The 22,194-nt window shown below is 55.6% G+C and carries 25 protein-coding genes; 14 read left to right on the top strand and 11 right to left on the bottom strand.

The genetic code is table 11. The features are described 5' to 3' along the window. Positions 1-71: 71 nt before the first annotated feature. From QMG46_RS18445 to QMG46_RS18425, 5 genes are all read right to left on the bottom strand, one after another. Positions 72-2,039 carry a DUF3732 domain-containing protein gene (locus QMG46_RS18445; protein ID WP_281849325.1) on the bottom strand — a complete coding sequence of 656 codons (1,968 nt, stop codon included), beginning with the start codon at positions 2,037-2,039 and terminating at the stop codon, positions 72-74. Further along, on the bottom strand, positions 2,040-2,558 hold the full coding sequence (locus tag QMG46_RS18440; protein WP_281849324.1) for a three component ABC system middle component: 519 nt from the start codon (positions 2,556-2,558) through the stop codon (positions 2,040-2,042). A 14-nt stretch (positions 2,559-2,572) separates the two neighbouring features. Next, positions 2,573-3,736 carry an ABC-three component system protein gene (locus QMG46_RS18435; protein WP_281849323.1) on the bottom strand — a complete coding sequence of 388 codons (1,164 nt, stop codon included), beginning with the start codon at positions 3,734-3,736 and terminating at the stop codon, positions 2,573-2,575. Positions 3,737-3,908: 172 nt separating this feature from the next. Then, complete coding sequence (locus tag QMG46_RS18430) at positions 3,909-5,126, bottom strand: tyrosine-type recombinase/integrase (RefSeq protein ID WP_281849322.1); 1,218 nt, start codon at positions 5,124-5,126, stop codon at positions 3,909-3,911. A 260-nt stretch (positions 5,127-5,386) separates the two neighbouring features. Beyond that, positions 5,387-6,835 (bottom strand): DUF8370 family protein, encoded by a 1,449-nt coding sequence (locus QMG46_RS18425; RefSeq protein ID WP_281849320.1) that lies wholly within the window; start codon positions 6,833-6,835, stop codon positions 5,387-5,389. A 332-nt stretch (positions 6,836-7,167) separates the two neighbouring features. On the opposite strand from QMG46_RS18425, the gene QMG46_RS18420 reads away from it, so the two are divergent. From QMG46_RS18420 to QMG46_RS18390, 7 genes are all read left to right on the top strand, one after another. Next, complete coding sequence (locus QMG46_RS18420; RefSeq protein ID WP_281849319.1) at positions 7,168-7,452, top strand: DUF6881 domain-containing protein; 285 nt, start codon at positions 7,168-7,170, stop codon at positions 7,450-7,452. 1,243 nt (positions 7,453-8,695) lie between these two features. Continuing rightward, positions 8,696-9,025: a hypothetical protein gene (locus QMG46_RS18415; protein WP_281849318.1), complete on the top strand. Its 330-nt coding sequence runs from the start codon at positions 8,696-8,698 to the stop codon at positions 9,023-9,025. A 6-nt stretch (positions 9,026-9,031) separates the two neighbouring features. Then, positions 9,032-9,790 (top strand): transglutaminase family protein, encoded by a 759-nt coding sequence (locus QMG46_RS18410; RefSeq protein WP_281849317.1) that lies wholly within the window; start codon positions 9,032-9,034, stop codon positions 9,788-9,790. Between the two features lie 2 nt (positions 9,791-9,792). Next, on the top strand, positions 9,793-10,395 hold the full coding sequence (locus QMG46_RS18405; RefSeq protein ID WP_281849316.1) for an RHS repeat-associated core domain-containing protein: 603 nt from the start codon (positions 9,793-9,795) through the stop codon (positions 10,393-10,395). Between the two features lie 5 nt (positions 10,396-10,400). Then, the gene (locus tag QMG46_RS18400; protein WP_281849315.1) at positions 10,401-10,841 is read left to right on the top strand and encodes a hypothetical protein; all 441 of its coding nucleotides are present in this window, start codon (positions 10,401-10,403) and stop codon (positions 10,839-10,841) included. Between the two features lie 118 nt (positions 10,842-10,959). After that, positions 10,960-11,301, top strand: coding sequence for a hypothetical protein (locus QMG46_RS18395; RefSeq protein ID WP_281849314.1), 342 nt, complete (start codon positions 10,960-10,962; stop codon positions 11,299-11,301). A gap of 704 nt (positions 11,302-12,005) precedes the next feature. Then, on the top strand, positions 12,006-12,761 hold the full coding sequence (locus QMG46_RS18390) for a hypothetical protein (RefSeq protein WP_281849313.1): 756 nt from the start codon (positions 12,006-12,008) through the stop codon (positions 12,759-12,761). Between the two features lie 208 nt (positions 12,762-12,969). Here the strand turns inward: QMG46_RS18390 and QMG46_RS18385 are convergent, their stop codons facing one another. Next, positions 12,970-13,542, bottom strand: a complete 573-nt coding sequence (locus QMG46_RS18385) for a hypothetical protein (protein WP_281849312.1) — start codon at positions 13,540-13,542, stop codon at positions 12,970-12,972. Next, positions 13,520-13,873, bottom strand: coding sequence for a hypothetical protein (locus QMG46_RS18380; RefSeq protein ID WP_281849311.1), 354 nt, complete (start codon positions 13,871-13,873; stop codon positions 13,520-13,522). The genes QMG46_RS18385 and QMG46_RS18380 overlap by 23 nt, the downstream gene beginning before the upstream one ends. Before the next feature lie 289 nt (positions 13,874-14,162). Here QMG46_RS18380 and QMG46_RS18375 point away from each other — a divergent pair, with 289 nt between their 5' ends. The 4 genes from QMG46_RS18375 (at position 14,163) to QMG46_RS18360 (ending at position 17,208) form a co-directional block, all read left to right on the top strand. Then, positions 14,163-14,456 (top strand): site-specific integrase, encoded by a 294-nt coding sequence (locus QMG46_RS18375; RefSeq protein WP_281849310.1) that lies wholly within the window; start codon positions 14,163-14,165, stop codon positions 14,454-14,456. 232 nt (positions 14,457-14,688) lie between these two features. Next, positions 14,689-15,333, top strand: coding sequence for a hypothetical protein (locus QMG46_RS18370; protein ID WP_281849309.1), 645 nt, complete (start codon positions 14,689-14,691; stop codon positions 15,331-15,333). Positions 15,334-15,339: 6 nt separating this feature from the next. Further along, positions 15,340-16,488, top strand: a complete 1,149-nt coding sequence (locus QMG46_RS18365) for an ImmA/IrrE family metallo-endopeptidase (RefSeq protein ID WP_281849308.1) — start codon at positions 15,340-15,342, stop codon at positions 16,486-16,488. Between the two features lie 309 nt (positions 16,489-16,797). Then, positions 16,798-17,208 carry an RHS repeat-associated core domain-containing protein gene (locus tag QMG46_RS18360; RefSeq protein ID WP_281849307.1) on the top strand — a complete coding sequence of 137 codons (411 nt, stop codon included), beginning with the start codon at positions 16,798-16,800 and terminating at the stop codon, positions 17,206-17,208. A gap of 140 nt (positions 17,209-17,348) precedes the next feature. Here QMG46_RS18360 and QMG46_RS18355 read toward each other — a convergent pair whose 3' ends face one another. Then, positions 17,349-18,629, bottom strand: a complete 1,281-nt coding sequence (locus tag QMG46_RS18355; RefSeq protein WP_281849306.1) for a hypothetical protein — start codon at positions 18,627-18,629, stop codon at positions 17,349-17,351. 246 nt (positions 18,630-18,875) lie between these two features. After that, on the bottom strand, positions 18,876-19,307 hold the full coding sequence (locus tag QMG46_RS18350) for a P-loop NTPase family protein (RefSeq protein ID WP_281849305.1): 432 nt from the start codon (positions 19,305-19,307) through the stop codon (positions 18,876-18,878). 285 nt (positions 19,308-19,592) lie between these two features. On the opposite strand from QMG46_RS18350, the gene QMG46_RS18345 reads away from it, so the two are divergent. Next, positions 19,593-19,904, top strand: coding sequence for a hypothetical protein (locus QMG46_RS18345; protein WP_281849304.1), 312 nt, complete (start codon positions 19,593-19,595; stop codon positions 19,902-19,904). Positions 19,905-20,130: 226 nt separating this feature from the next. On the opposite strand, the gene QMG46_RS18340 is transcribed toward QMG46_RS18345, so the two are convergent. Next, positions 20,131-20,379 (bottom strand): hypothetical protein, encoded by a 249-nt coding sequence (locus QMG46_RS18340; protein WP_281849303.1) that lies wholly within the window; start codon positions 20,377-20,379, stop codon positions 20,131-20,133. A gap of 266 nt (positions 20,380-20,645) precedes the next feature. Here QMG46_RS18340 and QMG46_RS18335 point away from each other — a divergent pair, with 266 nt between their 5' ends. Next, positions 20,646-20,885: a hypothetical protein gene (locus tag QMG46_RS18335; RefSeq protein WP_281849302.1), complete on the top strand. Its 240-nt coding sequence runs from the start codon at positions 20,646-20,648 to the stop codon at positions 20,883-20,885. A 365-nt stretch (positions 20,886-21,250) separates the two neighbouring features. After that, positions 21,251-21,700, top strand: a complete 450-nt coding sequence (locus QMG46_RS18330; protein WP_281849301.1) for a hypothetical protein — start codon at positions 21,251-21,253, stop codon at positions 21,698-21,700. Between the two features lie 291 nt (positions 21,701-21,991). Here QMG46_RS18330 and QMG46_RS18325 read toward each other — a convergent pair whose 3' ends face one another. After that, complete coding sequence (locus tag QMG46_RS18325; RefSeq protein ID WP_281849300.1) at positions 21,992-22,189, bottom strand: hypothetical protein; 198 nt, start codon at positions 22,187-22,189, stop codon at positions 21,992-21,994. Between the last annotated feature and the right edge of the window lie 5 nt (positions 22,190-22,194).

The raw sequence follows: 22,194 nt of genomic DNA, 5'->3' as shown, positions 1-22,194 counted from the left end.
CGAAAACCATGTGCAGTGGCCGTACGTCCCGGTATCGCGACGATTATTTACTCTCGGTGTCTTGTAGTCCCTCAGTCCTCTTCCAGCCATGCGACGGGTACAAGCTTCTCGCCATCACGCCAGCGATCGCACAACTGTACGCCCGGCAAGTCACCCCATACTTCGCCATCTGCGTGGTCGAGGACGATGACCTGCAATGGGGCTTTAGCGTCGGTGACTACTCGGCCTAGAAGGGCGAAAACTGCCCTAACGGCCTCAATATCCTCATCCCGCCAGTCGACACCGCCGTCATCGCTATTGTCGTCATCGGTCTCGCTTGCGCGCTTCGGAAAGTAAACCTGGCTCGGCTGGTCATAGACTAGAAGGCCGGGTACTTCGTGATGAGGCTTGCGGGCGAAGAACTGCTGGAGTGCTACGGTAATGGCGATGTGGTACGCAAGCCAGTTCGCGCCAGATCCGATTTCCCAGAGGAAGTGCTTACGACCTTCGCGATCGACTTCTACCGAAAGTTCTTGAATGTTCAGGCGAACTGGCGAGGTCTTCCATTCGCCATCGAGGTCCGGAACCAACCGCCCTGTTAGCCTTTCGATTTCATCTAAGGCTTGATCCAGTTTACGTCTGATGGACTGATCATCGATTTCATATCGCAGCGCGACTTCCCGGGCGGACAGTGCGGCGATCTCATTTCGCAATGGCTGGGTATGGTCGGCATCGTCATATTGGCTGATGGCCTGCTCCAGTTTCCCGAGGAAGCGCTCGGCAAAGGCAAGCCTGTCCCCAGCGGCCTTTGCTTCGGCAGTGGATCGCTCATAGACCGCAAGCTCTTTCTTCGCTCCTGCCAATCGTTCGAGGGCAGCTCCAAGCGCGGCCTTGCGTTCAATCTCTTCCTTGTCGAGGGTGTTTCTCACCATGGGCTGCGTGCGGACTTGTAGCTCGATTGAGCCCAGTGCGCTACAGAGTCGCTCAATCAAGGCGGAATCCGCTGCTCGACGTTCAAACGGAGTGTCTTGTTCCTCAAACCGGTCTCGGAGCCAGGTGGATAGTGCGAGACGTTCACGTTGAAGTTCAAGCGCACCGCCGAACTGGTTGGAGCTTTCAGTAAGTTGATGAATTTCTGCGAGGCGCTGTCGATGGTCGGTTGCTTCTGAAGAAAGACGCCTAACTTCCTCGCGCAGGCTTGCGATGCGTCGAATCGTGGATTCCGCGCCTCGGACGGTGGGCGCAACAGATGGGTGCGTGACGTTTGCAATCGCTCTCAGTTGATGGAGGATCTCTGGCCAAGAATCCGGAATTCTAGACTCGCGCGCGAGACCGAGTTCGATTGCTTGCTGCAGCCAGCTTCGGCCATCTGCGGCCCACCGGTCTGCAGTCGATTCGATGCTCCTGAGGTCTGCGGATAATCGCTTGAGTTGTCGTTGGACCTGAACAAGTTCTTGGCGGGCAGCCAAGGTTCTTGGCGTGACGGCTCCGAGCACATAAGGGAGGATCGTTTTGAGTCGCTCGCGATGCTCCGTCGTGTCCGCCTTGAAGAACAGTACGTCCGGATTTGCGACAATGTTCTGGGGCTGGAAGACAAAGGCCATTAGGTCGCGGAAGCCAACTCTGGCCTTGTACCCCACGTCCGGGTCGGCTTCGAACCTCAGGTTCGAGAGTCCGGACAGGCGGTTTAGAAGCTCTTTGACTTCTTCGCGAGAGTGGCTCTTGTCTGCGATGGTGTGGGGGACCGATATCGTTGTGTCCTGCAGAACGAAGAAATCGCCTTGGCGGCGAACGTCTCCTGGCTCGCGCCGAGCGAACAGGATCTCGCCATCTGATGTATCGACAACGACCCCGAACCAATTGCAGGCTTGTCGAATCTTGCCTACCGGTATCGCACAATGCTCAGATCCAAGGCAATAATCAATGATGGGAATGACCGCGGATTTACCGGTCTTCGACCCGCCACTAATAACGTTGACAACGTTGCGTTCAAATGGAACTACCCTTGGTTCGCCACCTTTACGAGGCCAAAGAACAAGCTTCAAGATCTGGAAGTACATTCAAAGCTCCACGCGAAGCATGCTGGTAATTTGTCGTAGGGGAAGGCGTGCGAACCAGTGTCCAAGTTTCGTTGCCGCATCGAGCATGCTTTCGATATTCTGCGTCTGGGGCGGACGCCCGCGTACCCTCGTCGGTAGGACGGAGGCGTTGGTGTAATCCAGCGAAAGCAGGTTAGATGCGAATGCCGCTGAAAGTGAGTCAAGCGTCAGCGTGCGAAGCAGAAGGGCTCTCGTGTGAATTGCGAGAAGATCGTCTTCATGTCCCTTGAACTTGAAGGCAAATTTGGCGAGCCCCGAGCTCTTATATGTATCTGAAATGATGCTCCGCGTTTTGAAGTGCAGCACCATCGGAAGGACGAGAAACGCCAAATGCAATGGAAACGCGGCAGCGACCTCTGTGTAGTGTCCGCTGGTCGCTGACCAAATAAGGGTCGCGCCGAGTCCAGGATTTTGCACAACCTCCACAATAGACAGCGAATAGGGGGGTGGGGTTACGTGCGTGTGTTCGGTCTGATCCATGTCCGTGGCCCGAATTAAAGAAGCTCGATATAGTCGGGGTGCCAGCCGAGGCGTCGGTCATTTGCCAGCTCGTGTAGGCTTCCGTGGATAAACCAAGGCGTCGCCACGTGCGTATCGATGCTTGCCTGCAGTTGGCGGCACCTGACGTAGACAAGCTTGCCTGCATCTTGTGCTTCTAGTTGTGGATGGGAGAGCGTTACGTCAGTTTGTACGCTTTGATGTAACCCAAGAAGATCCTGTTCCCAGCGCTCCAGAGTTTCAGGAAATATCTTTCCGTCTGCGGCCCAAAGTACTTTGTCAGCGATGGTCTGAAGGTAGTCGGATACTGATGCCAGTAGTTGCTGATCCGAGGCTTGTATCAGGCCCAGTTGGCGAACGAAGACGGGCGCCTCTTGCAGTTCGTGTTGGATTGCGAGAGGTGTTGGTTTCGGAGCAATGGAAAACAGCGCCGGGGATTGGAGTTTGCGTAAAAATCCCTGCAAATAGTGGCGGAAGGATTCTACCTTAACGGTCCCTGGCAATCCTCGGCGGAGCAGGGTGTCGGATTCGGTTTTGGCGTAGCCGATGATCTGTCTGCACACTTCTTCGAGTAGGTCACTTCCGACAAACGGTGCAAGGCGTTCCCGGATGGGGGTTAGAGGGTCGGCATCCGCGCTGGTCACGGAGAAGTGTGACACCAGGTATTCTTGCGTCTTGGGTGGGGCTGAAAGGAAGAGGCGAAGATGCTGTTGCCAGACCGGAGGCTTTGTACTGGATGTACGTAGCCCAGCGATCTCTTTAAGTATCTCTTTCGCTGTGTCGGTGGTTGCCGCTTTCGACATGCGCACCACAAGCTCTCCCGACTTCACCGGGGTAACGTATAGGTGGTAGTCGATGGCGGTTGCCCTGGTGGGCGGATGTGGATCCCAGGTGGTCCAATTGGCAAGCGTTTTCCATAGGTCAACAGCCTGATTGGCAAGGGGCTCGCTATTCAGTGCGCTCTTGGTCTGCTCCAGTAGGACTGAGCCGTCGGCGTAATGGACGGAGACATCGTCTTCGTACTCAACCGAAACGGAGGCATCGCCAGGTGCGGTGATGAGGTGATAGCAGAGGCGAACTGTTTGCAGGCCGAACCCAAGATAGGGGCCGGGCGCGGCGTGTTTCGTCCTTCTGGTTACCTGGACCATTGTTGCGTTCAACAGTCTACCTCCATGCCCTTCCTTGCCCCGCTGGCTAATGATCACGTAATGGCGGGGCGTACTAAATATTTCCTTAAGTATTTACGGTAGCACGAGATAAAACTTTAGAGAGGGGTCGAGCGGGCCAAGGAGGGGCTAAGCAGCTAGCGGATGGCGTAAACCCGCAATTGAGCTATTTCAAGTTAATCGGGGCAGCTGTAGAGGGGGCAATGAAGTCAGCCCATGCCTGCATCATGGGGCGCCTTTGCTCAAGCAGGTCAGTGCGATGGTAGGCCGCCTCCACTTTGTTCTGCACCGCGTGCGCCAGTGACCTTTCGGCCAGATCCCGCGCGTAGCCCTTCTCGCTGCACCAGTCGCGGAAGCTGGATCGAAAGCCATGTGCTGTCGCCTTCCGCCCGGGGACATCACTGACCGCCTCCTCGCGCCGCAACAAGGCAGTCAAAGTCATGTCCGATAGCGGAGTGCGATCCCGCACCGAGGGGAACACCAGTGTTTTGTGTTGACCTTCCTGATGCCTGAGAAGCGCCACGGCTTGCTTGGATAGCGGCACACGATGGATTTGCCTGGCTTTCATTCGCTCAGCCGGGACCGTCCAGAGCTTGGTTTTAAAGTCCACCTCGCTCCAGGTCATGTGCCGCACCTCACCCGACCGAGCTGCAGTCAGTATAAGGAAGGCCAGCACCTGTCGAGACACATCGAAGCTCGGCGACAAGTGCTCGGCCATGAAGGTTGGGATCAGCACCCAGGGCATTGCTGGTTGATGCTGAGTGCGGGCCGTCTTTCCTGGCTGGATTGGCAAGAGATGGCCCACTACATCAACCGGATTGGAGAGGCAGAAACCGTGTGCCCAACCCCAAGCCATGACGGCATGCAGCCGCTGCTTGACTCGTCCCGCCGTCTCGGCCTTTTCCAGCCAGATGGGTCGAAGTACGTCAGCGATATGGCGGGGCTGGATCTGATCGAGGGGGATCGAGCCGATCAACGGGAAGGCGTACTCCGTGAGGGTATTGATCCACTGCTTGGCATGCTTGGAGTTCTTCCAGCCAGGCGCCAGTTCCTTGTGCAGGGTCTTGGCTGCCTCGTCCAGCGAAGGGATACGGGGTTTGGCGCTCTCGTTGGCTTTGATCTCCAAAGGGTCTTTCCCGTGAGCGATCTGTTCGCGCATGAAGCGGGCTTGACGTGCCACTTCAGCAAGGCTGACGTCGGGGTAGCTGCCTAGCCCGGCATTGCGACGCTTCTTGGTGACGGGGCTGACATAGCGGAGAACCCACTTGCCTTGCCCTTTGGTGCTGGGGGAGGGGTGGAGTGCCAACCCGGTAACGCCGCCATGTGCAAGCGGTGCGCCTCCCGGTTTGACACTGCGCGCCTTGGTGTCGGTAAGCAGGGCCATGATTATGGGCTCCGGATGGGATGATGGTATACCAACCAGTATGCCATTAGGGCTTGGATGCGGTTAGTGGTTGTTGAGGATCGTTGAGCTAAATATCCAAAAAATGGCTAGATTAATGGGTTACACGCAACATTCTCTGGATCACCTTGATACTTGTTGTGGATTTTGTAGGCGGTCACTCTCTCCGCCATTAAGGAAGGAACGGGGTCGAGGCTGTAAATGTCTCTGACCCTTTTTTGCTTTTTTGCACCGTAATCTCTCTAGTAGATCAGTTGCTTGAACTGTTGATAGAGCAGATTGTCCCCCATTCCATCAGCCAGTATGTTCCCTCGGTCTGCTACAAGGCGCGGCAGGTCCGAGTCTTCGAGCACTAAGATAAAACCGCGGTGGTCGTTCGCTGTGTCCTTGCAGCGTTTCAAGAACAACGTCCGGTTTTCGAGCGAGCGGACGACAAGGATGCCTACTTGTCCTCGGGATGGGGAGAACCTTCCTGACAATTGGTCCAACTCCGGATTGCCAACTTCCTTTCCGTAGTTTTTACACTCAAAGAAGACGTGTGACGCAGGGTAATTCCGAGCGAGCCAGTCGAAAAAGCCGTGCTTTGCTTCATTAATATATGTAATGTCTATTCTTTTTCGGCCGTCATGAATTTTATCCTGCTTGACTGGCGAAGCCAGGGATGGATACAGCACAGCCGATAGCAATTTTTCGATGGCTACCTCATAGTCATGAGCCATCTCTTTGCCCGGTTTCACGGCTTTCACGCCGTCAATGAGCGCCCCCAAATCTGGTGGCGCGGTGTTCTCTAGCTTTGACAGCGCAACATGGTCAAGTGGCTGCGTAGTGCTGAGTTTTTTGGTCTCGCGGTAATTGGCGAGAGCGCCAGGATGTTCCGCTGTTAGCTTGGCTGCGGCTAATTTGTCTGCACCGTAAGCCTCATATAGGTCTTTTTTATAGACCTTTTTCTTTCCCTTGTTTTTCTTTGATCGGAGTACATGGACAAATTGCGAATTTATGTCCTTATGATGCTGCTGAAGCACTGGCATTAGAAAATGTCGGTAATACTCATCAGCACCATACGTTTGGGATACGCGAACAATCACCTTTGGGACCAAGATGATGGGCCCGGTTTTGGTGAGAGGTAATTCGATGAGGCTGGTTTCCCACTTTTCAGCTTGGGGGTTCCATACTGGGCCAGAATCTAAGCCCGGAGTGAGCGGGATGCCATAATAGTTGCACGCTTGCTGGGTGTATTTGATAAGCGGGCCGCGGATGATATTGCATACGGCATCGGACAGCATATCTGGGCCAACACCTTCTACGAATAGCACGGTATCTTCGAGGTCTTCTAGGAGGCCGGAAGACGCGGCTTTGCTCGAAATCAGCGACTTCCAAATACGCTCGGCGGAGATAGGGCCCAATGCATGGCCTCGTGACTTTCGCTTGGAAAATCCCAGATGGAATTCGTTTCGTTCACTAAGGCACGCCAGTAAGGCTTTAGCTGTTACATGGTCTCCGCGTCTCATGGCGGCAAGCACGGTCTCGAAGTAAGTCTGGAGCAGCGAAACACAGTGGTGGCCCCATTCGGAGCGTAATGTGCGAAGGGCGGAAGGGTCGACAAAGACAGGTAGGTCCTTGTCGATGTGCACATCAAGGAAGTCGAGAGTCGCCTGATGGCGGCCAAGCTTGAAGAATTTTGAAACGAGCATCCTGCCATCCCCATGTTGGATGGCCTAAGTTAACTCACGATTGGAGCGGAACGCCATATCTTGCTGCAACTCCTTTTTTAGGCGCTCATAATGGGGCGCGCAATGGACATTTAACTTTATAGAAGACTGACTATATTGTTTTCTGAGACCCAGCTTTGCTACGTTCGCATAAACACTTCCCCTGGACACTCAACCGCGGGCGGTCGCCACCTGGAGGGCTTTGATTTACGGGGTAGGGGAGAGAACCGTACGGTATCCCACTCTCTCCGCTAGTAACTTAAAAGCCCTGATTTTTCGGGGCTTTTTGTTGGCTGAAGAAAACAGGGGGATGTGTGTTCTATATCGATGTGATTTGGCACCACACTGACCCGGCTTATCCAGTGCGTCTTGTATCCGAGCTCGACGAAAGCCGCTGGGAGCTTCGGAAGATGGAGTTTTATAGTGATGGCCGTGTTGGGCTGGCCTGCAAAGAGTGGGCCTCGCGTGGCACTGACTTGGGCATCGAACCGGTTCCACCCATCGACGAGATAAATAGTGATGGGGAGTTCACCGCGAAGCTCATGGAGCCGGAGGCCTTTGAATCTCTGTGGTTGGAGCAAGTACACAACCTGACTTAGGATCATGTAATGCGTGCTTGTTCGCTTTCAGCTCGCGGTGGGCGCTAGGGCGGATACTGTATGGAAGGTTGAAAATGCACGGTTTGTTCAAGGTGGAGAGATGCATATTTCGTTGGTCCATAATTCCGAACACAGCCGAATTTGAACCTCTAGTTGTTCTAGGGGGCTCCAAAACCATCGATGTGCTTCGTATTACGAGCGAGGCAGACAGCATGAGTTTCGACATTGCTGTACGCCTGAATGCTCACCGATATGCAGGTGGCCTTACAACACATTCGCTCGGTCCGATTCTAATTTTGGACGGCGGACTCCTCGCCACTGATACTCCAGTGCGCCCAGCTACCATGATACGAGTGCGCCCAAGAGTTGCACGAGTGTCTGAGGGAAATGTGGGTTTGGATGCCTCCAGGCTTGTTCAATGGTGCCTGAGCTCGCATTTTAGAGCAGTACGTGTCACGGCTATGGATGGCATTTGGCATGATGAATACAGTGCTAAAGGGTAATGCGAGCGATTCGGGCCGAGACCGTCTGGTAGCTTTTAGGGTTATGACTTCTTGGCTGGTTAATTTACAAGTTAATGAAAATACTATGCTTGTCATCATTTTATGGTCGAAGTATCTAATGTAAAAATGCTATACCCAAATCGACATCTTTAATTCGGTTCATCCCGGTAATAGTATCGATGCGTTGCTCGAGCAGCCATGCCGGCTGACCGACATAGCAACCTACGAGGGGAAATCGATATGCGTGCTTTTACCGTCTTAGCTGCGGCAATGCTGCTTGCCGTCTCCTTCTCCGCTTCCGCTCGTGGCGGACACCATTACGGTTATCAGGGAGGCCACTACTCCGGTGGACACGGCAGCTCTCATAAAGGTGGTCACTACGTGAACCATCGTACGGGTAATCACTACACGCGGCATCACTAGTCAGTGCTGGGTTGAGCGAGCCCAAATCAAAGAGGCGGCATCCTTCCTCATCTAGAGAGATTGTTCTGAGCGGTTTGTTCAAACCAAGGCAAGGGGCGATATGACCAAATGGGCGGACTACGGCATTTCGGCCGTCCGATACAACACTGCGTGCACGTATATCGACCACGTGCGTGTTCATCTGGGAAAGGGCTGACCAAGCGCTGCACGGCCAACGTCGTGTCGCATGGACGACAAGGCACCTCGCGTCGGGGACAAGAAGCAATACCGGCCGGTGGAGATGCGCCAGTAGGGCGCTTGAGTTCAGGGGAATGGATGTGGAAAAACCATGGAGCACAGTCAGGGGATGGACGATCGTCGTCTTGTTGGCCGCATGTGGCGCGGCGAATGCGCAATCAGGGCCGCCCGCGGATGCGAACGAGCGGGCAGCGCTTCGTGCCCAGGTCCAGGCCGATCTTGCTTCGCGTGCGAAGCGCGATCCGAACTTGGCGACATTGAACCGGTTGCTCGCGCAGCCGGAGACTGTCATCGATCTCGCTCGCGCCGAGGTCACCATCGAGGCGATGATCGACCCCAAGGTCAACCAATCCGCTACGCTGCGTGCCTTAAATAACTTGGCTCAGGCGATCCGGGCACGGTTTCCATAAGGGGACGTGACGGACAACGAGGTCAAGATCGGGTTGCTGTTGAACTCATTGCAGACCGCTGGGCCGTGGAATGGTAATCGGCCATTTCGCTACGACTTGGACAACCCGTTGGGCGAGGACCCGAAGGACAAGATGCTGTCCACATATCTCGCCACGCGCAAAGGCAACTGTGTGTCGATGCCGGTGCTGCTGGTCGTGCTCAGTCAGAAATTGGGCATCGAGGCCACATTGGTCAGCGCGCCCGCCCATGTGTTTGCACGGGTGCGCCGGGGCGATGGCTCGTGGTTGAACATCGAAGCGACATCCTTCGGCACGGTGTCCGATGCGCATTACCAGGAAGACTTGGCTATCACCTCGCGCGCCATCCAATCCGGGGCTTACCTGCGATCCCTCACCAAGCAGCAAGAGATCTTGGTGATGGTCGACACGCTCGAACAGTATTACCGGCATCACCGCGCTCCCGACGACTTGCTCGGGTTGACCCTACGCGTGCTGACCACCGACATGACCAATGTGAGCGGGTGGCTGTGGCGCGGAGAAGCGTATGCCGCGCTCATTGACGACAAGTTTCTTCGCAAATATGGGAGCGTCGACGCTATTCCGCCGGAGTTGCGCGACCAGTATGCGGTGCTCCATGCCAACAACATCGATATGTTCCATAGTGCGGAAGCCTTGGGCTGGGTCGAGGAAACACCCAAGCACAAGGCGGACTATCTGCGGTCCATCCAACAGGTCAAAGCCCAACAGGCTCAAACAGGGAGATGAGCATGATCAAGCAACTCTTGGCGATCGTCGTGGCAATGGGTGCCCTGGTGTTCGGGACCTCCGCGCAGGCCCGTTACCTTCAATCCGACCCGATCGGGTTGAAGGGTGGGCCGAACACGTATGCTTATGTGGGCAACAACCCGCTCAGGTTCGTCGATCCCACCGGGTTGGTTGTGCGCGTGGTTGAGGGCAATCCGGCGGTGGCGCAGCAACTGATGAACGCCTACGCGCAGTTGAATGCCCGTTCCGCGACAGCACGCTCCTACAACGCCATGCTGGAAGCCTCGGCTATGGTCTACAAGATCCAGGTCACCCATGACCCGAACTTTGATCAATATTGCCAATATGGCAGTCAGCCGGACTGCAATGGCCACGACACCACAGTTTTTGTGGATCCGTGCCACCTGCCCATGATCCCGACGACGGCGGGACTTCAGCGCGCCACACTTCCGATCGTGATCGGTCACGAGTTGGGGCATATCTTTTACTTCGACAACGCGACGGCCACGGACCTATTGGGCGACAACGTGCGCATGATTGAAAACCCAGAGCGTGCGGAGATGGGGTATCCCGCACGGACTGGCTACTACGAGCCCGGGAAGTGATGATCATGAACCTCTTCATGGTGCGATTTGTCAGTGGAGCATTGGTCCTGATGGCGGGCCTGGCGTGGGCCGATCATCCGCCGCTGCAACTGGGAGCATCGGACGTGGAAGTGTGCTTCTGGGATTTTCGCAGCGAGGCGCCGGTGGGCAAGAAGGAGGCGGACTTGGACAGCGCACGCTTCTGCCGTTACTCCGTCAATCGGCAAGCCTTTCTTGCACTACTTTCGTCTCGCTCCGCCTCGGAGGGCTACATGCCGGGTTACGTGCGGGCGAAGGTCATCCTGGCCCCCGGTGATGTCTACTTTGTCGACAACAGCGGCATCGTTCGGCATGGGAACGAAAAGTTTGCGGTGGACAAAACGGCCTTCGCGAACGCCCTGACTCAAGTAAAGGAGCCGATGCCACCGCCGAAGGGGAAGCCATGCCCGGCTGCGTGCGGGAAGTAAGACACCGACATCTCGTCTAGTCGCGCCTGGCGATGTCAACGAAGGTGGTAATCACCGAAATGGCAGAACTGAAGTAGTGCTGGGACAGAAGTAAATTATCCACCACAGGAGAGTTGCGATGTCGTTAGAGAGGGTTGGGGCGTTAATCGGAGAAGCGATTGTGGCGCACTTTGCTGGAGCAGAACCGCCGCCGATGTCGGCCCTCCAGGCGGCGCTTCCCGCTCCGACGTTCACAAATAGTTCGAGCACCGAGATGTGCATTTCTGCTTTGGAGGGGCTTTCTAGCATTCTCACCACCGTCGACTGCTGGCCCGCTGCGGAACAAGTGATCGCAGCAGCAATCTCCCGATTGCAGCTTCTCAAGAGCCAACTAAAGAAGGAGGAGGAAGCTCGTCGAGCAAAGGCAACGCTGGTCAAAAATGCCGGCATCAAGCCGCCTGAGCCTGGGCGCAGCAAATAAGCAGAGCTTTAAAGTGCATCGGCAACGGTGATGAGCGAGTCCCTTGGTGTCATCAAGGGACAACTTCGCCGTCCGCTGAAGCGGCCGGGTCGAAGTGGTGGCCCACCGCATGATTGTGCGCATATTCCCACGTGTTTACGTATTCCGGATCACGCCAGCGTTCGTCACACAGATCGAGGGCGCGATCGGCTTCCTGATGGCTTCCTCGGGCGAGAGTCGGGCCAACAATGAGGTGAAAGAGGCCAACCAGAGCTGCTTTTGGGTCGGCTCGTGGGGCGTGATGGCATAAGGGTAGGCTTGCATGGGCACCTCCAGGTTTGCCGGCAACCTGGCGGAAGGCTCGGGTTCGTCAAGCGCCTGATTGCGAGATATAAACCGCCCCTTCGCACCGTTGGATTTATTATCCATTCAGTGTCTGGATGGGTGGGGACCGGACGTACATCCCTCCCTTTGCATACCCTCCCGGATTACCGGAGAACCGGGATAACGACGAGGACGCAGAGCACTGGAGTACCGCATAAATGTGGTAAATTACTGAGAAAAAAGGAAATTTTATTGAAAAATGTGCGGAATAATGCATTTTTCCAGCATGGTTCATGCGGATTTGCAGTCAAAAAGGATGGTTAGAAATGTAGTTTTGGGTATCCGATGTGCAGTTGTTTCGTGCGCGAATAGAATCCTGGTGCAGCCCAGGCGATGGTGTAATGATCTGCATCGCCCCCCCGTCAGACTACTCCGACATGGTTTCTCTTCCGCCCAATGTAAAACAGGTTCAAGCCAAGCGGGCGGGTATGGCCGAACGGGCGGCTGCCCTCAAAGAGATTCATTTCCCCGGTGATTACGGCGTATGGGTCTGGCAGCGCAAAGCCAATTCGGGCTTCACAACCGTGCCGCGCACGCTTCCGATTGTGATGGAGGCCATCGATCACAGGTCCAAGGGCCAGCCCTGTGGGCACACGCTGTTTTGTCTCTGGGCGCGCGCGCCCGACAGCCCCCTTGTCGTCATTGAGAACCCCGCGACCTTTGCTGCCGAGGCGGGGTTTACTGGGGGGAGGGCGGTGGATACATGGCGCCGTCGCATGAAGATGCTGCGTGACCAGTGGTTCATCCAGGCAAAAAAGGGGCCGTCTGGTGATTTTCATTACGTCCTTCTGATGAACCCCAATGCGGCCGTTCATTGGATGCGCCGACAGGGCCTGGTCCAAGACGAACTCTACGGCCGCTTCCGTGATCGGCTGATCGAGGTAGGTGGCATGACGGAGCTTGCGCTGATGGAGGCCTACTGGGCCGAGAGGGACGCGGTAGCCGCGCAACAAGCGGCCCAACAGCAAGTGTCAGCTGACCCACAGGCTCAGGCTGGTGACGGAGTGCCACCGCCACCGCCGGAATCGACCGATGAGCGAAATCTAACTTCTGAGCCCGCCGATGGATCGGGGAAGGCCAGAGAATCCACCACGTGATAAGGAGGCGATCATGAAGTTGATCTTATTAGTTACGGCGTCCGGTGCCGCTTGCCCGCCGGACGCCGCGGAGAAGGCCCCCCGTCAGTAAGACTTTCTGAGGGTAATCACTGACAGGGAGCCATGGCAGGCCTTAGAGGGCTGCGGCTGTCACGGGGAACCGTGGCAGCCGCATGCTTTATAGCGCCTCAAGGGTGGAGGCGCAAACTCAGCGGATTGCCGATGCCTTGGTGTAGTCGGCTTGAGCAAGGGCGAGTCCTTTGACGAGCGCCTCATGGGCCTGGCTGGCGGTAGCCTGCGCTGCGAGAGCTTGTGGCGCATCGTTGCCAATGAGGGTTAGTAGATAGGCATTGAGTGTGGCTAGCGGCAAATTTCGCAGTCGCTCAGCCAAGCGCATTTCAAGCTTAATGTTGTGGTTGATGCTCTGTTCTAGAGCCTGTGCGGATGCATTATTTTTTGCTTTGTCCAGCCAGTCGCTAAAAGTAAGAACGCCCTTATCAAGAAACGAGATATTCAGATTTTTAATGATGCCTTCAAATCCAAATACGCCAAAAAAAGCTTGGAAGAGCCAGGGCGGGTCTAGTTCGCTGGCAGCCTTTGTGACGAGCAACGTGGCCACGCCATTTCCGAAGCAAAGTAGGGCGAGGTAGGCGAGTCCGGCGGTGCCAAAGTAGAACCGAAATTTCACTTTCGATGAGCGAAACAGTTCAACCGCAAATATAAGAAGGCTTAATCCGGTTGACGAGAGCAGCGCCCATTCACGAGTGGACAAGGTCGGCAAGTGCAAATCCTTTTGGCGTGACAAATATGGTGTCTAGCTCAGGAATTACAGATTTTTGCACCTTAACGACATCCTTATCAATGAGAACTTTTAATGCCTGCTCAAGCGATTCCTTGTATGTCTCGGCTGAGCGGTTGATCTCATCTGCGCCAAACCCGGGTAATGACTTTAAGCCCTGATTTAGTTGGTCGATAATATCTCGTTCGTTAACAACTTGAGCTAGTTCGGATCGCCGTATCGCGCGATGGTCAAAGATCTGCTTAAACAGCGCGCGCTCAGCAGGGCTCAATTCTCTCTTCAGTAAGACAGTTTTGAGTTTGGTTTCACTCATCGCACGCATCTCCAAGTTGCACTATCCCAATTTGGAGGCTACACGGATTTATTGCAAGGTCAATACTTTCCGGAAAAGTTAGTCGCGCCCCAGGAATTCCTGTCCTTCATGCGATGAGAGAGGTTACATGTCTCATGGAGCTTTGAGAACCGCGCCGCATCAACTTTTGAAGTGGCTTCGGTGCCTTCTGCGTGCTTCCCCGACCTCCCATCAGCAAAGGATCGAGGGTGGCGCTCCTGTGCGAGAAGGCTTCGATCAGCCACATCAAGACCGGCGGAAAGGCCAGTCGGTGAAGTCTGAGGCCAGCATTCGGACCATTCCGGTTCATCCGGCCTTGCTTGAGCTGGGCCTTCTGCACCGGGTTGAAGCGCTTCGGATGGCGGGGGAGACCCGCTTGTTTCCGAAGGTGAAGCTCGGTGGGGTCAATGGGCCTGGGAACTGGCTATCGAAGGCATTTAGCCGGCATGTGGAAGCCTTGGTGGGCAAGCCTGAGAAGGGGAAGTTCGGTTTTATGATGAGCGGGCCAAGGTGTGGTGTGACTTTCGCCGCCGAAAACTCGGCAACGAAATTGTCCGAGCCCTGACTGTGGCGCCACCCAGTTCCCCCAGTCGGGCAACTGATCTTGCCGAACTACAGAACGAGGTTTGAAGCCTCCGAAAAACAGAAGGATGCCAGGGGCCGGAACCTATCGAAGCTCGAGAGTAGGGTTGGAAGACCATGGTTTCAGAGTCAGCTTGAGTGCGCTTCTTGTTTTTCAACCTCATTTGAGGGATGATTTCCGGAAGGGGGCGTCTTTTCTTCCAGGAGATCATTGAGTGAACGAATGCATCGTTTTCCAGCATGACTCGGTCCCGGACCGTCTTGCGGACCTAGGACTCACGGAGAAGACTCTCCTGGAGGCCATTAGCATTGCCCACGGCTATGCCGCCCGTTGCACCGAAAACCACCCGCGTATTTATCCTGGGCTGGTGATGTGGGCTGAAACGCTCAAGGCGCTTCGCGATGCCCTCCGACCGCTGGCATGGCACCGGCAAGACGTGGGCACCTACGAACGGGTCCTCAATGAAGCCGGGACTATCGGTATCGCGGTGGCTTCTGGTACCGAAGGGGTTGGCGTTGCCTTCCTGACGCCGTCGAACAGGTCACCCAAGGGCCGGAATACCTTTAAGGCTGTTCAAATAAATTGCACGCTGGACTTGTTCCCTGATCTCCCAGCTGTCGAGCACAATCATGAGAAGCCTGACTCAGAAACCTGGGTTCTGCTTCATTACTTTGACGCCAAGAGCGGTGAGCGTCGCGTTGAGCTGTCTCGACCTCGGCATATTGAAAAGGATGGGCGCATCAACGATTGGTTCGAACGCATCATCTTGTCTTCGTTGAAGTTTGATGGCGACTTTGATGAAACTGCGTCGCCCGATTTGCCTGATGTTGATTTTGACGTTGAGAGAAAAAATCTGTGATGTGCCATGTTTAACGCGGGACGTTTTTCCCTGGCGCGTCGCCGTCGGGGAATGACCAAGAAGGCTTTGGCCATCGCGATCGGGGTCAGTGAACGGTCTATCTCTGCGTATGAAGCGGGAGACCAAGACCCAGAGCGGGTTACCCTTCAGCGTATTAGTGAGGCTTTGGGGTTCCCTGAGGCCTTCTTCTTTGGCGATGAACCGGAGGTGGTTCGGGCTGAGGTGGCTAGCTTTCGGTCGCTGTCGAAGATGAGCGCCAGGCAACGTGACACGGCACTCGGCTCGGGTTCAATTGCACTGATGCTCAATGATTGGATTGAGCATCGGTTCAACTTGCCGAAGGTGGACCTCCTTGACCTTGGATCAGAGCGGCTAGGGCAAGCCAAAGAAGGGGCATCCGATGAAGATGTGGTTTACCCTGAGAACGTAGGCGCAGGTTCTCCCGAGGCCGCCGCAGCAACATTGCGGTCGCATTGGGGGCTTGGGGAATTGCCCATCAAAAACATGATTCGGCTACTCGAATCGAAGGGGGTTCGGGTGTACTCCCTTGCCATTGATGCCAAGGAAGTCGATGCATTTTCAATGTGGCATGCCGGTAGGCCGTTTATGTTTCTCAACACGTTCAAGTCTGCGGAACACTGTCGGTTTGACGCGGCACATGAGCTTGGTCATCTTGTCTTGCATGCACAGGGGACCCCTCAGGGCCCGGAAATCGAGCGAGAGGCCAATGCATTCGCCTCGGCTTTTCTGATGCCGAAAGCCAGTGTGCTTGCCATGGCTCCTCGTCATGTCACTTTGCCGGCACTCGTCAAGCTAAAAAAATATTGGGCGGTGTCAGTGGCGGCACTGAACTACCGCTTGCATGCGCTGGGTTTGAGCTCTGACTGGATATATCGCACGATGTGTATTCAGTTGGCAGAAGAGGGCTACCGGACCAATGAGCCAGAAGGTGTGCCTCACGAGCGTTCTTTGCTTTTAGAAAAAGTCTTTAGCGCTCTAAAAAATGAAGGTGTGTCCCGTCGTGATGTCGCAAAGCAGCTCCATCTTACCGCTGAAGAGCTTAGTACAATTACCTTCGGTCTCATTTTGAATCTCGTTCCCGGCAGTGGCGCAAGCAATCTGAGAAAGACTGGGAAGTTGACGCTGGTTACCTGAAAAAGTGGCGGCTCGGTTGAACGAGATCCAAAGCAAGAGCGCGTCTTAGTGTTGTTCCAACACGATTGCGTAAACGCCAGTGCGCGCTTTGCTTGCAACGCTCAAAGCCAAGTTCAACATCGGAAACACTAAGGTGTTTCCCTGAAAAAACCGCCTTTCATCGGGCGACTTTTTTGCGTGTTGAACCTTGACAGGTCTCGCAGATCTTGTTTTGGCCTACCTGTTGCGGCGGTGGATGGTTCGGGCATAACTGCGTCTGTCAATTTCGTAACCGCCGATGGTTTGGGAACGCCAAGGTCCATTGACAACATGTCCGGCACCCAGATTTGGCAATGGCCGTATCAGGGCAATCCCTTTGGCGAAAAGCCGCCAACGGCTTCCAGCGGATACACATTTAACTTGCGTTATTCGGGTCAATACTTTGATGTTGAAAGGGGTGTTACTTACAATATTAATCGTGATTACGATGCGCAAATGGGTCGCTATTTGCAGAGCGACCTCATTGGGGTGGCAGGCGGGGAAAGCACCTACGGATACGTAGGTTCGAAACCTCTTTCTTATAGCGATAATTTTGGCCTTGAACCGAACCCCTTAGAATTAACATGCGTAGAGCCGCTTCAGCCGGTCTGTTGGACTGGCCTTGCCATTGATGCGGCCACCTGGGTTGCTGGCGGAACAATAAAAGGGGTCAGAATCATTTTTTTAGGTCCAAAGAAATAATTCTGATCCCTTTGTCTGCGCAATTCGCAGAGAAGTAAAGCTTTGCGTGCACTCGGCAGCGCGATGGATGTGATCTAGCCGCGTTGTCGCCGCAGCTAGAGCGGCCTTTGCCGCTTGAGGGGCTGCAGCGTCGGCGCTCATCAGACCAGCAGGAGATCATCGCTCTCGGGTGGCCCCTTTGGGCTTAGGATCACGTCGAGCCCCGACAGATGTTCGCGAACGCCTGCGGCCGGCGAGCCAAGGGTGAAAGATGCTCCCTCTTCGATGCGAAAGGATCGGTAGATGTCGCCGCGTTGGAAGACGTAGTTGTTCGGCGGCACGTTGCCCAGCTGCTCGCCATCTTGCGTGAGCACCAACCGAGTCGGCTCGACTCCGACGGATCCGACCGGGAGGGCCATGGTTAGAGGCAAAGGATTGACCCGCCCGATGGCGAAGTGTGGCGTTGCCGCGACTTTGAACGCGTGATGGATAAGGGATCGGCCCTCAGCGTCGCGCGCGTAGGTTGGCTGATGGATGTGGATCGCATCGATGCCAGCGTCGGGTTCTTGCAGTAGGGCATTGGCCAGTTGTTCCAAATAGGCTATGTCTGCCATTGCGTGCACGCGCATGTGCACAATCCGCCACTGTTGGGGATGGCGTGGGACGTTTTTGAACCGCTGGGCGGCGCTGCGGAGGTTCGCCGCAAAGCGTGTTTGCTCCTTGGTAGAGGCCGGGGCCAAGACCAGCACCAAATCCGATACCGGATGGTGTGCCAATTCCCCCGATGCATAGGGCAGGGGGGCGGTCCTCACGCGCACATGCCGAGATACCATGGTTTTCTCTTGACAGAAGGCGTTGGGTCCTCTGATGTGCTGACGAACCTGCTCAAAGTCCGCTTCCGTCATGGGTTCCTCGGCCGCCACCGTCAGACCCAGACTACGTTTAGCGTGAGTCAGGCGACTGCGCCAGGCCTTACGCAGCTGGCTTGCCTGTCGGCTGAAAGCTTTAGCATCGTCGGTGACGTCATGATTCTTGATGGAAACCAGGTATTCATCGCCTCCGGATGACGTAAGGCTAAAGTCATACCCAGGTTGCTTTTGCGGAGCAGGTGCGAACGGTTGATCGCCGAGTCGTAGCGTGGCGTGGGTGATAATTTCTGTGATCAAGCCGTGGCTTTGGGGCGACTTGCGGATGGTCTGGGCGGTCTTTTTGAGCCAGTCGTCATGGCTGTGTGCCCGCAACGACAGGATGCCTTGTCCGAGCGTGTACAGCTCGAGGTTCGCTAAATGGTCTTCGCGCCCCCATACGCGTTGAAGGCGCGAGCGCGCTCCCGGTTGATTGAGCCAGATGGCATTGAACGTTGCTTCGACGGCGGCGAATGCTTCATCCACCGCCTCGGGCGTGGCCACGCCGGGTAGATGTCGATGGGGATACGTTTTCATGTCAGTCATCTGAGGTATTGGCGAGAGAGTCTGAAGGCTCCGATGCGACCCGCGTGGCTTGTGGCCCGGAGAGAATCGGGAAATCTGGATTGGAAATCTAGTGGGAATCTAGGGGAATCTAGGACACCCAAGAAATCTGGCGAAGGGAAATGTCTCTTCGGCGCGTATTTCATGGGTGTCGCGAACATCCTTTCGAACATCTCTTTCCCGAACATCCACGAGTATCCCATCCCGTATATCCTGACATCATCGCTCCAGTCCCCAATCCTCATAACAACCACAAATCGCACGCCTGGACAGAAGACACACCTTCGGCAAGTCGCTGTGACGATAGATATCAGCATAGCGCCGACGATTCATCGGCGTGACTACGGCGATGTAATCAACCATTTCCCATTTGAAGCGATCGTTGCAGCCTTCCAGGGCGCCGATCCTGACCGGCTCGAACAGGGTGCGTCGCGTGTATCGGAATAGGCTCAGCAGCACGGAAACGTCCAGCAAGATCAGCCCGGTTGCGCGCAAGAATCGTTGCTGCATGCAGCTGGAGTAGTTCCCCTCCATAACCCACTGCTCGCCGGCGATAGCCGCATCGTGCAGGGCCTTGAACTCATCCGCAGGACGCGGTTGCCAATCCGTGTTGGGAAGATGGTGAAGTTGGTCGAGGTGAACCAGGTTCATGCCACGCTTTTGTGCGATGGCAGCGGCAAGTGTCGATTTACCGCTATTCGATGGCCCCAGGATGCAGATGCGTGTGCCTAGTTCTGACAGCTGCACGTGCTCCTCCTGATTTCAATCCACTCCTACAGACTTTCGCTCCGTAATGTGCGATGTTCGGGCAGTCGTCCGCGGCTTTGTCAACGGAGATTCGGACGACGCTGCTGCACCTGAGTGCAGTAGGCGCGGACCGCATGGGTTGCAGCCCACGCGGTCCGCTAACCACAACCAACTTGATAGGAGTTGATCATGGCTGACGCCGATCATACGGCACGCGTTCGCCCGCAGGTTAATCGCAGGGCAACATCGCCCACTCTTTTCTACCGCCCAGAGCCCGCCGCCAGCACGTTGAGCGACGTGAATCGGGCTACGCTGGCCATCGTGCATGTGCTTGCGCAGTGCGTAGCTGCCCTCGGTGCTACCAAACGTGGCGAGCCGGCCAGGCTGAATGCTTGGCCGCTCCCGCAGAGCACCGTCCAGGGCCTGTCCGCCGCATTGAAAGTGTTGAAGGAGCGGGACGAGGCGCTGCGCCGTAGTTGCAGGGAGGGCGGTGGCGCTTAGGACGGCGCGACGAAACAGTGACCTGAGCGAGGCGACCTGGGTCGTCTCGCTCTTAGCAGAGGCTAATTGTTGCCGAAGTCCAATCGGCTGCTCACGAAGAAAGTGTGTGTGCCTGACGGCAATGTAATCGATGACCCGATGAGGTTGGCGAACTTGATCACCATGGAAAAGAAGGGATTCTGAGCCCTTTGTTTGTTGCCCTGACGAGTTCGCAGCGTCCGATCCGTTACTTGTCGGGATGAGCCGACAGGTCGTCCAGACACCACTTCTCCACAAAATCGCGCAACTGATCCGGGCTACCGCCAGCCGGCGCGCCATAGGCGAAATGGGTGATCTTGGCCACGTTGTCGACCACCTCAGCGTCGGGTATTTCGGTGGTGTACTTGCCGTCGGTAATGCCTTTCATGAAGACCGCTTCGGGAATCCCTGCGTCGTGGGCAATTCGCGCGCGTCGCGCAATGCCGGCTGTGAGCATGCATCGTTCCTCCCGGCTATGAGGGAGCTTCGGCGACGATTTCATGAGTGATTGAGCGGGTTTCGCGTCGTCGGCTAACGCACCTGAGCCCACGGCAAGCAGCGATGCCGCAAGCGTCACGTATATCTTCATGGTTCTTCCCCTTGTTTCCAGTGGATGCTAGCAACGAAGTCGATTCACTGACAATTCGGGAACATCGCGGAGCGGCCGAATAAAGAGGTCAGAATCCTTTCTAAGGTCAAAAGAAAGGATTCTGACCCCTTTGTTTGCCGACCCCTTTGTTTGCCAGCACGTTGAGCGACGTGAATCGGGCTACGCTGGCCATCGTGCATGTGCTCGCGCAGCGCGTAGCTGCCCTCGGTGCTACCAAACGTGGCGAGCCTGCCAGGCTCAATGCCTGGCCTCTCCCGCAGAGCACCGTCCAGGGCCTGTCCGCCGCATTGAAAGTGTTGAAGGAGCGGGACGAGGCGCTGCGCCGTAGTTGCAGGGAGGGTAGTGGCGCTTAGGACGGCGCGACGAAACAGTGACCTGAGCGAGGCGACCTGGGTCGTCTCGCTCTTAGGACGGGCTAATTGTTGCCGAAATCCAACTGGCTGCTCACGAAGAAGATGTATGTGCTTGATGGTGGCGTTATCGATGTCCCGGTAACCAAACAGAGGGCAGCGAAATAGAGAGATCAGAACCCTTTTTCAGCGGTTAGGTGTTGATCCTTGTCGTTATACCGCGGCAATGGCAGGCCTGTCTGCCCCGTAAAGGTTCAGTCCCCGGTCCAATCCGACGTCTATATATTGAGGCCGACAAAAAAATCGGTGGTCGGCCGCTACCAATCAAGCCGAGCAAATCGGCTTACCCGTGGTGCGAAGGAGGGGAGATGGGCAAAGTGGTGGCAAGTTATGGGAATAGCGTCACGCAAACCGTCGTAGGGGTTTTTCCGGAAGGAGGATTTGGTGCGCTTGCCGGCTATGCAGTAAAGGCCGCCAACTCCGCGATGGGACAGGGCGTGCTGAATTATGTTCTGGACGCTCACCTTCATCTGGGGAAGAAGCTTTGGGGCGGCTTTACCTTTCCTGGAACAGTGACTGTCTTCGATGATAGGGTCGAGTTCAAACCGTCGTTTTTGGTCAAGATACCGATCTATCAGGGTATCGAATCGATCTCTTTCCCTTATGGAGAAGTAGAGGAAGTGGAGACCGTCAAGAAAGGGCCGCTAAAGCTTTCCGGGGTTCTGATTAAGGCGAAAGCAGGCCCATTTTTGATCATGGCGCCGTTCGACACGAAGAGCATCACGTCGAGCTTAAAGCCCTACGTGAAGCTGAAATAAAGCAACGCGGAGCGGCCATTGCTGAAGTACGCATCAGTTGGCCCGGCTCCGATGAGCGCTTATTTCGGTTTTGACCGGAACGTAAACAAAGGATCCAGAGTGCTTTCTTAGGTCCAAAGAAAAGATATTTGGACCACCCCCTGATTTCTCGGGCACCTAAACGGAAGAGCAATCCTCGCATGAAGGTATTCGATGCGCGCGTGTTCCCGTGAAGTGCGCCTGGATGGAAGGCGAGCCGGGCGATAACGTGCGAATGATGTGTCGAATGTTGCGTGCATCGCCCAGCGGCTATTACACCTGGAAAACCGGAAGCGGGGCCTGTTCCGACTTGCCAACGATCAACTGATCGCTCGCATGGAAGTCCTCCGTCGCGAGAATCACGAAGCCCGCGGTTCGGAACGTCTGTGGCGTGCGCTCAAACAGAAAGGCGAGTGCTGCAGCCGGAACCGGGTTCGTCGCCTGCGTTGCGGACAAGGCATTCGCAGCCATCGTCG

Source organism: Dyella sp. GSA-30, assembly GCF_027924605.1.
Lineage (GTDB): Bacteria > Pseudomonadota > Gammaproteobacteria > Xanthomonadales > Rhodanobacteraceae > GSA-30.
The sequence above is the reverse complement of the archived record's forward strand: the minus strand, read 5'-3'. Positions and strand labels throughout refer to the sequence as shown.